Source organism: Bacillus sp. FSL R9-9834, from assembly GCF_038006905.1.
In the GTDB taxonomy this organism is placed as follows: domain Bacteria; phylum Bacillota; class Bacilli; order Bacillales; family Bacillaceae_G; genus Bacillus_A; species Bacillus_A pacificus.
On the sequence record NZ_JBBOWD010000001.1, the window covers coordinates 2,925,941 to 2,939,346 of the forward strand.

General features: G+C 34.7%; 12 protein-coding genes and 1 pseudogene. 3 read left to right on the forward strand and 10 right to left on the reverse strand.

Annotated elements, in window-relative coordinates:
• Positions 1 to 76: 76 nt before the first annotated feature.
• The 6 genes and pseudogenes from MKY00_RS15200 to MKY00_RS15225 form a co-directional block, all read right to left on the reverse strand.
• Positions 77 to 709 carry a YdcF family protein gene (locus MKY00_RS15200; RefSeq protein WP_016717896.1) on the reverse strand — a complete coding sequence of 211 codons (633 nt, stop codon included), beginning with the start codon at positions 707 to 709 and terminating at the stop codon, positions 77 to 79.
• Between the two features lie 330 nt (positions 710 to 1,039).
• Positions 1,040 to 1,627, reverse strand: a complete 588-nt coding sequence (locus MKY00_RS15205) for a GNAT family N-acetyltransferase (protein ID WP_016717897.1) — start codon at positions 1,625 to 1,627, stop codon at positions 1,040 to 1,042.
• 601 nt (positions 1,628 to 2,228) lie between these two features.
• A complete protein-coding gene (locus MKY00_RS15210) occupies positions 2,229 to 3,557 on the reverse strand; it encodes a YjiH family protein (RefSeq protein WP_016717898.1) in 1,329 nt (442 codons plus the stop codon).
• Between the two features lie 112 nt (positions 3,558 to 3,669).
• Positions 3,670 to 3,846: pseudogene (locus MKY00_RS15215) on the reverse strand (aminoglycoside phosphotransferase); the annotation flags it as partial.
• Between the two features lie 26 nt (positions 3,847 to 3,872).
• Complete coding sequence (locus MKY00_RS15220; protein ID WP_000442625.1) at positions 3,873 to 4,385, reverse strand: GNAT family N-acetyltransferase; 513 nt, start codon at positions 4,383 to 4,385, stop codon at positions 3,873 to 3,875.
• Positions 4,386 to 4,411: 26 nt separating this feature from the next.
• The gene (locus MKY00_RS15225) at positions 4,412 to 4,873 is read right to left on the reverse strand and encodes a DUF2691 family protein (RefSeq protein ID WP_016717899.1); all 462 of its coding nucleotides are present in this window, start codon (positions 4,871 to 4,873) and stop codon (positions 4,412 to 4,414) included.
• 215 nt (positions 4,874 to 5,088) lie between these two features.
• On the opposite strand from MKY00_RS15225, the gene MKY00_RS15230 reads away from it, so the two are divergent.
• Positions 5,089 to 5,604, forward strand: coding sequence for a hypothetical protein (locus tag MKY00_RS15230; RefSeq protein ID WP_016717900.1), 516 nt, complete (start codon positions 5,089 to 5,091; stop codon positions 5,602 to 5,604).
• Between the two features lie 64 nt (positions 5,605 to 5,668).
• Here MKY00_RS15230 and MKY00_RS15235 read toward each other — a convergent pair whose 3' ends face one another.
• Positions 5,669 to 6,103, reverse strand: coding sequence for a ferritin-like domain-containing protein (locus MKY00_RS15235; RefSeq protein WP_016717901.1), 435 nt, complete (start codon positions 6,101 to 6,103; stop codon positions 5,669 to 5,671).
• A 160-nt stretch (positions 6,104 to 6,263) separates the two neighbouring features.
• Positions 6,264 to 7,445, reverse strand: a complete 1,182-nt coding sequence (locus MKY00_RS15240) for a YhgE/Pip domain-containing protein (protein ID WP_016717902.1) — start codon at positions 7,443 to 7,445, stop codon at positions 6,264 to 6,266.
• 170 nt (positions 7,446 to 7,615) lie between these two features.
• Between MKY00_RS15240 and MKY00_RS15245 the strand changes: the two genes are divergently transcribed.
• Positions 7,616 to 8,233, forward strand: coding sequence for a TetR/AcrR family transcriptional regulator (locus MKY00_RS15245; RefSeq protein WP_016717903.1), 618 nt, complete (start codon positions 7,616 to 7,618; stop codon positions 8,231 to 8,233).
• A gap of 55 nt (positions 8,234 to 8,288) precedes the next feature.
• Here the strand turns inward: MKY00_RS15245 and ppsA are convergent, their stop codons facing one another.
• Both ppsA and MKY00_RS15255 read right to left on the reverse strand, forming a co-directional pair.
• On the reverse strand, positions 8,289 to 10,895 hold the full coding sequence (gene ppsA, locus MKY00_RS15250) for a phosphoenolpyruvate synthase (RefSeq protein WP_016717904.1): 2,607 nt from the start codon (positions 10,893 to 10,895) through the stop codon (positions 8,289 to 8,291).
• 151 nt (positions 10,896 to 11,046) lie between these two features.
• Complete coding sequence (locus MKY00_RS15255) at positions 11,047 to 12,249, reverse strand: macrolide family glycosyltransferase (RefSeq protein WP_016717905.1); 1,203 nt, start codon at positions 12,247 to 12,249, stop codon at positions 11,047 to 11,049.
• A gap of 250 nt (positions 12,250 to 12,499) precedes the next feature.
• Between MKY00_RS15255 and MKY00_RS15260 the strand changes: the two genes are divergently transcribed.
• Positions 12,500 to 13,357 (forward strand): MBL fold metallo-hydrolase, encoded by an 858-nt coding sequence (locus MKY00_RS15260; RefSeq protein ID WP_016717906.1) that lies wholly within the window; start codon positions 12,500 to 12,502, stop codon positions 13,355 to 13,357.
• Positions 13,358 to 13,406: the final 49 nt, after the last annotated feature.

Below are 13,406 nucleotides of genomic sequence, written 5' to 3' on the forward strand. Positions count from 1 at the left end.
TTTCACTATTCCGATAAAAATACAATGTTTTTGACTAATAAGAAAAGTTCCTATTTAAAGATAGGTTCTTTTCTTATTAGTCTCCCTTCAATGCCTTTAATGGCAACGAGGTTACATATCCAATATACGAGAATAATTCTTTAAAGAAGAATGGTATTTCTGTATCTAACGTTTTATATGCTGATGTCGGCGTTGGTGAAGCATACGCTTCAATATTAATATGTTTTGCGATTCTCATTGCGCGTTTCATATGAAGTGGATCACTTACAATCGTGTATGTGCGTATTCCGTTCTCTATTCCAACTTCCTTCGCATTCTTTAAATTTTCTTCAGTGAAAAGGGATTTTGTTTCAATTAAAATATCTTCGTCTTTTACACCTTGTTTCATTGCATATACTCTTGCAGTACGCGCTTCCTCAAGCTCTGCCTCGAACTTTGTACCACCTGTAAAAATAATCTTTTTAATATTTCCGTTCTTATATAAAGAAATCGCATGATTAATTCTTTCTTTAAATACAGGAGATGGTTTTCCATTCCAAGAAGCTGCTCCTAGTACAATACCAGCATCCGTTTTCACGCTATCATCTGTTTTAAAACGATAACTCCAAATATCGTAAGCTGCATAACTTACATATAAAATAGCAGAACAAATCATTAGTAAAAATACTTGAAAGATTCGTCTTTTCTTACTCTTCTTATTTTCTTTCATTTGTAATTGCCTCCGTACATCATCCATACTTCTATAAAAAAACATTTATATCAAATCGTTTTGTTTGAGTTTATTTAAAAGAAGGAACTTTACTTGTTATTTATGTATAAAAGGGTTTTCATTTAAAATTGAGGATTATCAATTCATTTTCATTTGCGGTTTTCATTACATGTTTTAAATTCATAAGTTTATTACCATACAACTACATTGTAACGAATTTTTTCTCAGAAGGGAACGATGAAACAAAAGGAATTAAAATAAAGTAGCATTTTGTAAGAAAAAAGGTATATTTTTTATGTATTACAAACAATATACCTTTCAAAACACGAATTATAGCTTTTCTTTATACAATTCTAATTTTTCTAATAGACGTGCTTTCACAACTGGCCATTCGCTTGCGATAATACTATACACAACCGCATCTCTCACATGTCCATTCGGTAATTTTCTTTCATTTCTAAGCACGCCCTCTTTTACTGCTCCTAACCTTTCAATTGCTCGTTGTGCTTTTTCATTTCTTGCATCCGTCTTAATTTGTACCCTCAGCATATGCAGTTTTTCAAAAGCATACTGGAGAAGCATATACTTACACTCTGTATTTATACTGGTACGCTGGACACTTGGATGATACCACGTTTGTCCTAACTCGACTGTTTTATCTTCTACTGAAATATTATATAGACGTGTACTTCCTACAATCGCATTTGTCTGTAAATCCACTACAACGAAAGGAATTTGCGTACCTTTTCCATAACCTTGTATCGCTTTTTGCACATATTGCTGCATATCTTGCACACTATCCATTTTAGAGATTAAATACGCCCAAATTTCCCGATTTCCTTCTACAATCGAAAACAAAGTTTCGACATCATCACTATCCATTAACCGTAGCTTTACTCTTTCGTGAATGATTTCCATTTGTAAGCCCCCTTTTTCTTACTATATCATAGAAATACACATTTTATTATATGGATATTAAAATCAAAGTTTTAATACCTTCTTACATAATAATCGGCAAAAACCTCTAACAAATACCGTGTACATCCCATTATAGCAAGCTACATTTATATTGGTTTCATTTCATGTAAGGTTTTTCTTTTTCTAAAGGTCTATATACGTTCTTTAAAAATTTGCATATCAAAAACGCTATTCTTTCTACAAAAAGATTCTTTTTTTCATTTATGAATCAATTTTTCAGCTTAATAGTATGGATAATTCTGGATTAAACCAAAAAAATACTATATGATAATAAAGTGAAAATTTTACAGTTAATTAATATGGGGTAAATGGGAGGATATAAAAATGCTAGATCAAATTACTTGGGGAACGCCAGGCAGCTTATTATGCTTGGGATTCTTTTTTGCAGGATTAGGAATTTTCTTAAGAAGTATTACGTCATATTCGAAAAACAAATAAAACATCAAAAAAGTGTACATTTTAAGGTATTTAATTGATAAAAACACTAAACAAAAGAATCCTTCCTTTTATAGAAGGATTCTTTTTTATACCTTTCCCCTTTTTAAAGCAACAAATAAGCAATCGGTGTAATGATAAGCAACGTTAATATCGTTCTTTGTACATAGAGAATGATAAGTTCTGATACTTTTAACGGAATATCTGTCGATAAAATGCAAGGGATGGAAGCTGAGAAGAACAATATAGATGATACTGAAACGACCGCAATGACAAACTTTGTCACAAGTGGTGCACTAACTACTAATAATGATGGTAAAAACATTTCTGCAATACCAACGGATGCCGCTTTAGCAGCTAAGTCTGCTTCTGGTAATTGTAATAGCCATGTAAAAGGATAGAAAATGTAGCTGACCCAATCAAATATTGGCGTGAACTTCGCTAAGACAATACCAATTAACCCTACAGACATAATCGATGGTAAAATTCCCATCGTCATAATAAAACCATCTTTTAAATTTACTGCAATGTTTTTCATAATACTCGGCGCAGATTTCGATACTTCTAACGCATCTTCCCAAGCGCGTTCTAGCATTTTCTCTTTATAAACGGGCTCTGGGAACCCTTCTTCCGTTACATATGTATCTGGTTTTCTACTAAGAGGCGGGATTCTTACAGTGATAGCAGTTACGATGAATGTTACAACGAGAGTAGTCCAAAAATAAACATTCCATAAATGCATAATGTCTAATGTTTTTGCGATGATAATCATAAATGTTGCGGATACTGTAGAAAAACCTGTAGCGATGATCGCTGCTTCTTTTGTCGTATACTTTCCTTCTTTATACACGCGATTTGTAATTAATAAGGCCAACGAATAACTCCCCACAAAGGAAGCAACCGCATCGATTGCTGACCGGCCTGGCGTTTTCCATAACGGTCTCATAATGGGACGGCAAAACGTACCGATAAATTCAAGCAATCCATATCCGACTAATAACGCTAAAAACGCCGAACCAATTGGAACGAGTAAGCTTACCGATATGACTAATTTCTCATATAAAAACGGCCCTACATCTGGTGCAAAGAACCAAGCTGGCCCTACTTTCAAACAATATAATACACCAAAAACGACGCCAACTACTTTTAAAACAGAAAAACAAATATCTACGATAGATGTATTCCATTTTTTCGTATAAAACGGATAAATTGCACCTATTGCCATAACGAGTAGAGCGTAATAAGGTACGACGCTTGGAACAGAAGTCCTTATCCAGGATACGATATGATCAATCATAATAGAAGAAGCACCATTTATCGTAACTGGTACGAAAAACATAAATACCCCAACTAGACTAGCGAGTATAAACCGAAGAATAACCCCCTTCTCACTCCCAGTCTTAATTACATTCCTTTTTAATTCAATTTCACTCAAAATTCGACACCTCCTATTATCTAAATATTCTGTATAATTATGTTAGATTCCTTCTTTCAATTTCTAATATTTCACCATATGAAAAAGCCTATTTTGAAATAGGCTTTTTCTACTACCTCTTATAATCATTCGCAATCACTTGAATCACACGATATGATTCGTCTACTACTATCTTATTACTAGTCTTATTCGCATCATATGTAATTAACGCTTTCCAAAGTGCCCATCCTCTTGCTCTATTCCATGTTTCTTCATCTATTTGCAATACTTCTTGAAATACCTTTCTACTAAACCAGTATCAATTTGATTCATTCACTATCCCCTTTTCTTTTGAAACTTACTAAGTCCATCTGTACTGCCAACATATTCAAAACCATTTCTCTTATAAAAATCATTTAATATGCGATTATGCCCTACACAATCTAGTTTTAAAAACTCTTTATCATGTTGTATATTCTCTTCTATCCACTGTAACATCCATTCTCCTATTCCGTTCCCCTTATACTTCCGTTTCACCGCAAATCTATGAATATATAATGAATTAGAAACTTCCTCTTTCCCAAAAATATATTCATCCCATTCATTTTGTTTAGGAGATACTGTAACCGTACCGACAATTTCATCTCCTTTCGTAACCACATATGTATATTTCTCTTTTATACTTTCTAGTATTTCAGCCGTAGCTTCTTCTCCTAACAGATACTGCCACTGATCCACTTCTTTATGTTGTAGCCACTGTGCCACTTCTTTTAATAGCGTGATAATGCTATCACTTTCCTCTTCCGTAGCAATTCGAATTGTATATTCTTTAACTGTAGTTCTCTCCATATTGCCGTTCCCCTTTCAAATGACTATCATACTGATAATCGCGTTCTACCGTCATTTTCGTCTGTAACGTATTCAACATAATAACCTTGATTCCTTGCGTTTTCATACATCAGTTCAATCTTTTTTTGATCTTTAGCGTAAATCGTGACGTATGTACAATCCGCAACTAGTAAAACTAATTCACACTTACTCTCTTTAAATTCTTCATATGTCTCAATATCTACTACTTCCTCTCCTTTTGAATACGCTTTTAAATCTGCAAAAATAACATAATATATGTTGTCTTTAAATAAAGTTTTCAAATCTGATCCTTCCACTATACTTGGTTCTTCTGGAAATAATGCCTCATCCAATCCACCACGTGCTACTAAGCATGACTCTTCACTCCCTACCCACCAATCATATGAAGAAATATCAATTGGCTTTAACACTTTCCAAAGTAAATTATCATATTCATTTGGAATATCTACTGTAATTCCTCTTTTCATTTGTTTGTACCTCCCTTATAAATCATAATCAATTCTCTTTCTTCCCCGAATAAAAAGCGGTAATTATTACCTAATCGGGCATATGAATCATTGAAAAGCAAGTATTATCAAGGTTTTTAATATTTGATTAAACAATAGTACTTTTCTAAAAAAACGTAAATCCTTTAAACACTGATATAATGAGCACTGCTACATATCTATTAGGAGGAATACATATGAAAAAACCTTTTTATAAAAAATGGTGGTTTTGGACTGTTGCAGTCATTATAGTATTTTTTATCGCGGGTAACAACGGTAGTAAAAAAGAAGAAACTGCCCCTAAAAAAACTGCTACTACACAGAAACAAGAGCAATCTAAAGAGGCTGCTACACCGCAAGATAAGATTAAAAACAATATTACATCTATCGTAAAAGAATTACACGGCGTATCTATTAAAGAGATTAAAATAAACGAAAATCTTGGTACTGATACTCCTGATGATTATATCGCTTTAGTCCACTTATCATTCGATGCAAAAAATAGCGCGAAAACATCTAAAGATATGATTGAAATGTATAATAATGACATCGGAGCTAAAGTGGGTAAATCAGAAAAGAATGTACAAGAATTAACGATTTTCTGGGAAGTTCCATATCACCAAAAAAATAATAATTTAGCAAAAGCAAATCTTGAACGAGTTGGAGACAATATGAAATTTAACTCCCAATGGTTCGCTCCTGCTTTAAATTAAATATATAAAAGCACCTTAGTTGTTACATTCAACTAAGGTGCTTTTTCTTCTATTTATTTTTCATTCACTTCGTCTTCACAAAATAATATAAAAACCACACCGCATGATTTTGTTCATCGGCAGCTATTCTGCGCATTAACTCTTTCAAATGTGCATCCGATGTTTCATCTGAAATTTCTAAGTAAAAATCTACTGTCTTCTGTTCATCTTGTATAGCGAATTCTAATCCTTGTAAGTACGTATTTGGACAATCTTCCGTAATTTGTGGTTTCGGCTGCTGACCAGTTAAATTTGTATAGATTTGTACAAAATGATGGAAATGCTTTATTTCATCGTTACGAATTTCAAGAATTTGATTTCGTTCCGCCGCATTTGGAGCCATGTTGGCTAATTTCGCATAGCAACTTATTGCACTAAACTCTCCATTAATTGCTTTCTCAATATCGCGAATCAGCTTATCATTTTGCCTATACGAATCATAATAATTCCAATTATACACTGTATCCCCTCCATTATTCCGCATAACATTTTATGCAATTTGTAATAGCAGGAGCATGTATACAAAAAGAACCACAAATGCGAACTCTTCATTTCCCTATAGACTAATAATTATTTCATCACAAAAAGAACGCTTCACTACGAGTGAAACGTTCTTTTTTCTAAGCGTTTAATTCTGTTTTATGTTCCTTTATTGCACTACGTTTGAAAGCAGTCAATAGAATAATAGCCATACTTACCGCACCAATCCAAACGAGTACAGTAAGAGGTGTACTCCAGCTTAACCCTTTTCCGAAGAAGAATATTTCTCTCAGTCCTTCAATCATAAATCGCATTGGCAACCATGCGTACACCCAGTCTTGATAAAATGGCGACAACATTTCCGGTGCTAATGATAATAACGGTGCCCCAAAGAATAGTAAGAGTGCGAATACACCAATTCCTTTTAGTCCAACTAATGAAAGTACGGCCGATATCATTAAGAAGAAACTAAAGGATGTAATAGATAAAAATAGTGCTGTATCAGTGAAATTTGAAATATTTAATCCTACCATTCCATCCGCAATCCATGTAAGACCGAATCCAATAACAAATGCAGCAATTGCGCCTGTTACGATTTGCTTTAGTTTTAATACGAAGTTTTCGTTTCTTGTACGAATCGGCATTTTACTTATCGCCATAAAGATAATTGCTGCGCTCGCTAAACTTGCAATCCATAACGGTTGGAATAAAGACATTGGCGAGTTACCGTTCGCACTATTTTTGCCGGTTTCATTTACATTTGTCACTTTCTTTGTAATCGGTGTTACTACATTTGAAACTTGATCTGCTGTTAATGTAGCTCCTTTTGCTTTTAATCCATCTAGGAGCTGAGTACGAACAGTATTGTTCATATTATCAACGATCCCATTTAACATTTGTCCTGCCATAGATGATGCTGCTGTATTCATTCCTTGATTGATGAATATTTCTACCTCTGGCGAAGATGGCTGCGGTGTTCGTAATGATGCTTGTTTTGTACTAAAGTCTTTTGGAATAACTAATGCTGCGTAATACTCTTGATTATTTAAGCCTTTTTGAACTACTTCTTTATTTTTCACTTCTACCCACTTCACTGCGGGTTCTTCCTCTGATTTTGATGTTTTTTTCATATTATCAACAATCGTTTGCCCCATATTCATCTTCGGTTGATTCGGAATTTCTACTCCTTGATCCTCATTTACAATTGCGATTGGCAAGTTTTTCGGCTGAGGCTGAACGGTTGGAAATAACGTTAATGAAAAAATAAAAACAACAAGTAGTGCAATAACTGGTGATAACCATAAAAGTTTATTTTTAAACATTTTCTTTTCTCCTCCTATCATTTGATTTATAATAACCAACAACGTGTTGTTTATTTATATTTGAATTATATGTTTGAGTTGAACCTTATACAATAATCAAAAATCGTGAATGTGTCGGTTATAAGACACATTCTTAAAATGTGTTGGCTAAAATTAAGGAGGAACCTATTTTGCGTGAGAGTAATTTAGATTTACGTGTTGTTCGCACGAAAACTGCCATACGAAATGCGTTTGTGGAATTAATTGAAGAAAAAGGTTTTGACGCCATTACAGTGAAAGATATTACAACGAAAGCAAACATAAATCGTGGTACGTTTTATGCACATTATCAAGATAAGTTTGATTTAATGACGAAATGCCAAGAAGAAATTATGTATAAGTTTTCTAGCATTGCTAAACAGAAACTTCCGGAAGTTATTGCTGATCTCGGCTCAAGCCCTTCCCCAACAATGCCGTTTATACTCATCACTTCTATTCTTGAATTTCTAAATGAAAATAGTGATTTTATGAAAGCTGTATTAAGTCCAAAAGGAGATTTATCTTTCCAAACAAAACTGAAAGACTTTATGTGGAAAACAATATTTGAAGATACGAATGGCGCTCTCATTAATAAAGAGAATTTACTTGTCCCAAGCCAATACTTAACCTCTTATATGGCATCTGCTCATATTGGTGTGATTCAGCAATGGTTAAATAACGGACAAAAAGAAACACCAGCGGAAATTGCTCGTATTTTATCAACAATCGCAGTTCATGGACCTTTTTATGCGGCTGGTTTAAAGAAATAAGTCAAGTATATATGAAAAGATCATCCACTATAATAGCGGATGATCTTTTATTTCATTACAACACTTCAATATACCCTTCAGTCCCATGTACCCGAATTCGTTGTCCGTCTTTTATTAATTTTGTAGCATTCTCTACTCCAACGACTGCTGGTAATCCGTATTCACGTGCAATTACTGCTCCGTGCGTCATAAGTCCGCCAACTTCAGTGACTAATCCTTTTATAGACACAAACAACGGTGTCCAGCCGGGGTCAGTAAACGCAGTAACTAATATATCTCCTTCTTCTAAATTCGCTTCTTCCATGTTTAAAATCACGCGAGCTCTTCCCTCAATCACTCCTGAAGAAACAGGCAGGCCTACAATCGCATCAGCCGGGAGGTTTTCTCGTTTATATTTACCTGTAATAATTTCTCCCTCAGACGTCATGATGCGAGGAGGCGTTAGTTTTTCATATAATTTGTAATCATTTTTTTGTTTTTGTATCAGCTCGTAATCTAGTTTATTCGTGCGAACAACTTCGTGAAGCTCTTCAAAAGTTAGATAGTATATATCATTAACTTCATGAATGACACCGCTCTGCACAAGTTGCTCAGCTTCTTTCAGCAACGCCTGCTTATATATGAAATAGCGATTAATCATACCGTATTTCGGATATTCACGATAACCGATAAAATTACGTATATTACGAATCATTCGCTTCGTTTCTTCTACCTTTTGTTTTCCATCCGGCAATTGCTGCAATCGCTCTAATAATTCTTCTCCCTTTTTCAAGGCTTCTTGCAGTCCTTCTTCAAATTTCCGTTTACTAGCACCCGCTTCAAAGTCTCTTATATTATTTAAAACCATCGGAATAATTGTAGTTGGCTTTTCACTCCAGCGCGTTTTCGTAATATCAATTTCTCCGCTACATCTCATTCCGTATTTATTTAGAAAAGTTCGAATCGCATCTCGGGCTTCTTCTCCACCTTTAAACTGAACTATTTCATCTAAAAAGTTATTGTTTTCTACATGTTGTAGATACGCAATAACTTCTGGGTACGGCCGAATCACATCCGCAACATCCATTAATGCTAAACCCATTTCAGATGTAATATTATTTTGTACCGATTGAGAAAGCGTATCTGCTGCATTTTTTTCGCCTAGCCATTGCTCCATTTTTTCATTGATCCAAGCCGAAGCATTCATGCCTGCCATAATGACAGCCGTACTTTGCGGGTTAAATAATACTTTCTTTAATTGCTGGATGTCTTCCAAAATAAAATCAAGTACATCCGTTCCTGATTTCGTTTGCATGTTTCGTTTTAACTCTTCGATTGATGCTTCACTATTCTTTATTAAATCTGTAACGATTGCTGGATCAATTTCGATTTTTTGTTGCGAACTTACTGGTGGCTTACTTTTGCTAGCACTCTTTTCTTTTTCTTCATCCGGTAATAATTTAATAAAATGATCTCGCTCGATTATAGTCGTTAATGCATCTCTTACGAGTGGATCTGATTTTCCTAAAGTATTTATTAAATAATCTCTGCTAGCAGGTGAAGCTAATTGTTGTGTAGCATCAACAAACAGCCGTCCTCCCGCTTTACGCATAGGAGCATTAGTCGTTAACAGGAAAAAAGATAACCCAAGCGGTTTCATCGCATCGGTCATCATTTGTTGGTGACCAACTGATATATACACATGATTTCCCCCATCATTTTCTTCAGGAATTGGATATACAGTCGTAATGGGGCGACTTTGGACAATATAAAATACGTTATCGACTAAACACCATTCTATATCTTGTGGACAGCCAAAATAAGCTTCAATTTGTCTTCCGATCTGTTCTAGTTGTAATATTTGTTGTTCAGACAATGTTTGAACCTTTTGCTGAGCCGGATCAATTTGTTTCGTCTCTGTTCCGCCCTCTTTTACAGCATAAATAGCTAATTTTTTAGTCGCTATCATCGTTTCGGTAATTTTGCCTTCTTTTACTTTATAATTATCGGCAGATACCAGTCCTGATACTAACGCCTCACCAAGTCCAAAACTGGCATCAATTGATAGCACCTTTCGGTTAGAAGTAACCGGATCAGCCGTAAATAAAATTCCCGAAGCCTCAGGGAAAACCATTTGTTGAACGACAACACATATAGAAACTTGATTATGTTCAAAACCATTTTGCATGCGGTACATAATTGCTCGCTCTGTAAATAAAGACGCCCAGCACTTTCTTACATGCTGCAAAATCGCTTCTTTTCCGATAATATTTAAATACGTATCTTGTTGACCAGCAAATGAAGCATACGGTAAATCTTCAGCCGTCGCACTAGAGCGCACGGCATACGCATGTTCATTTCCAAAACGTGAGAGATAATGAGTTACTGCTTCCACTACATCAGTAGGGATTTGTACTGCCATAATGACTTCTCTAATCTTCTTGCTAACTTCACCAATTTGAGCTCGGTCTTCACGCTTCAACTTGGTTAGCTGCTGCAACAAAGTGCGAAAATCTTCATTTTGCTCGATGGCCTTTTCATATCCTACTGTTGTCACACAAAATCCTTCTGGCACTTGTATCCCTTGAATATTAGATAACTCCCCTAAATTCAATCCTTTTCCACCGACAAGTGAAAGCTGCGTTTTTTCTATTTCCTGAAAATCGAGAATGAAAGAACTCATATAACATCTCTCCTTACTTTGCATGTGTTCTTGATTGTAGCAGGAGTAACTGAGAAGAAACAGTCTATTTTGAACTTGATTTACGTGGTATAATTAAGTTAGGAAGAAATAATAAGATGCCCCAGCTGCTGTGTTTGGCAACTGGGGCATCTTATTTAATACCCGTCTTCAACTTAAATAGTTCTATTGTTTCAGCGGCTTTAATATATCCACCAGCATTTTTTAAAGTACATTTGATTTTATGACTATTTTCTAAGTATACATCATTCGATAATACTTCCATTACTGCATTATATAATGTCACTGGAGTAAGCTTTTTTAGATTTAATTGTATGCCAGCTTTTAAATCTTCTATTCTTTGGGCCACTATCGGTTGATCTCCCATAACTGGGATAACGATCATAGGAACACCAAAATATAAGCTTTCACTAGAACTATTCATTCCCCCATGTGTAATAAAAAGATTAGCTTGTTTCAATACCTCTAACTGAGGCACATAATTATAAACTTTGAAATTAGATGGGATATTTTTCAATTGGTTGATGTCAATATGTTTTCCTACGGACAATATGATGGTAGCAGGAAAATTTTTAAATGCTTCAAAACATATGTAATAAAAATCCATCTGTTGATTAAATACAGTTCCCATAGAAATATAAATGAGTTTCTCTTCTTCCTTCTTTTTAAAAGTAATTTCTTGCATATCTTTCCGTGATGTAATAGAGGGTCCAACAAAGATATAAGAATCATCCAATTCCTCCACATCAGGTTGGAAAAATTCAGACGTATATACGATAGTAATATTTCCAGCACAAGTCATTACATTTTTCTTTTCATTCATAGAAAAGCCATATACCTTTTGCCACTCTTCTAAAATATGCGTAACTTCTTGATAAAGAGGTGATTTTTTGTCTCCTTCATTATGATTGTTCATCAATGCGTTAAATAACTTTTTCGTAACTGCAAATGTTGTGCATGAAGAGATTTTAGGTAAATGTAATGCTTCAGCTATGATCCATCCTACTGCAAAATTGTTATCATATATTACGTAATCATACTTTTCTTCTTTCAACTCTTCTATAACAATCTTTATTATTTTATCCATGGATTTTACCATATGTAATAATAGTTCAGAGGGATCTATTTCTCCATTCATCCTTTTCAACATGTCTACTTTTGCTAAAAAATTTTCATATGGACGAAACAAAGCTCCTGTTTTTTCAATTTTCTCCTTATACTCCTCTACACAATAATAAACAACCTCTTCCCCTCTTTTTACTAATTCTTCAATAAGTGCAAGAGTTGGGTTCACATGTCCTTCCCCTGGAAAATTAAACATTAGTACCTTTGCCATATGATAGTTCCTCCTCTTAAATAAAAACTTCCTATAATCAAGTACGTTTCTCTCCTCATTTTAATAAGGGCACTTGTGATAGTAAATGTAATAAACGAGTAAGAAACAAAGTCAGTATACTGTAAAGTGAAACTTTAATCAGTGGGGTCTTACTGCCCATTAAAGCGGGAGAAAACGACATCCCCAAAAATGGATTTTCAAAATTAGGGAACTATAATGTCATATTGGAATAAGTTAAGGGGGAGAAAAAGTGGACAATGAAATGAATTATGGAAGTGATTACAAGTTTATTCCAGCAACTTCAATTGAGAGTGGTCATGGCCTCGAAGTATTGCCTGATTTATTTTGCTACACGATTCAAATCGTCAACATATGTTTTGTTGGAAATCCGCATACCGATAATTTTGTTTTAGTTGATGCTGGAATGCCTAAATGTGCAAATGAAATTATATCTGTTACTGAGAAGCGATTTGGTACAAATAGCCGCCCAAAAGCAATTATTTTAACTCATGGGCATTTTGATCATGTTGGAGGAATAATTGAACTCATCAAGTATTGGGATGTTCCAGTCTATGCACATCAAATGGAAATACCTTTCCTGACTGGAAAACAAAGCTATCCTGAACCAGATCCAACAGTTGAAGGTGGTATAGTAGCGAAAATGTCGCCTCTGTTCCCTAACGAACCGATTGATTTAGAAAATAGCGTAAAAGTATTACCTGCAGATGGAACCGTTCCTCATATGCCTGAGTTTAGATGGGTTCATACACCAGGACATACTCCAGGGCATATTTCATTATTCCGAGAAAAAGACCGAACTTTAATTGCTGGGGACGCTTTTGTTACAGTGAAACAGGAATATTTATATAAAGTAATTACTCAGGAACAGGAAATAAGCGGACCACCTCGTTATTTAACAACAGACTGGAAAGCCGCTAAAGAGTCAGTTATTAAGCTTGAAAAATTAAAGCCTCTAGTTGCTGTTACTGGGCATGGGATACCGATGTCAGGTGATTTGCTATCAACAAGCCTCAACACACTCGTTCAAGAATTTGATAAAATTGCTGTACCTGATTATGGAAAATATGTAGACAAAAAGATACATTAAGCATGAAAATACTTTTTATATTTAAGAAACTAAATAAACAAATCCGAAG

Excerpts from the sequence above, each read along its gene's own strand:
- MKY00_RS15200 (WP_016717896.1), bottom strand. The coding sequence starts at position 709 with ATGAAAGAAAATAAGAAGAGTAAGAAAAGACGAATCTTTCAAGTATTT.
- MKY00_RS15205 (WP_016717897.1), bottom strand. The coding sequence starts at position 1,627 with ATGGAAATCATTCACGAAAGAGTAAAGCTACGGTTAATGGATAGTGAT.
- MKY00_RS15220 (WP_000442625.1), bottom strand. The coding sequence starts at position 4,385 with ATGGAGAGAACTACAGTTAAAGAATATACAATTCGAATTGCTACGGAA.
- MKY00_RS15225 (WP_016717899.1), bottom strand. The coding sequence starts at position 4,873 with ATGAAAAGAGGAATTACAGTAGATATTCCAAATGAATATGATAATTTA.
- MKY00_RS15230 (WP_016717900.1), top strand. The coding sequence starts at position 5,089 with ATGAAAAAACCTTTTTATAAAAAATGGTGGTTTTGGACTGTTGCAGTC.
- MKY00_RS15240 (WP_016717902.1), bottom strand. The coding sequence starts at position 7,445 with ATGTTTAAAAATAAACTTTTATGGTTATCACCAGTTATTGCACTACTT.
- ppsA (WP_016717904.1), bottom strand. The coding sequence starts at position 10,895 with ATGAGTTCTTTCATTCTCGATTTTCAGGAAATAGAAAAAACGCAGCTT.
- MKY00_RS15255 (WP_016717905.1), bottom strand. The coding sequence starts at position 12,249 with ATGGCAAAGGTACTAATGTTTAATTTTCCAGGGGAAGGACATGTGAAC.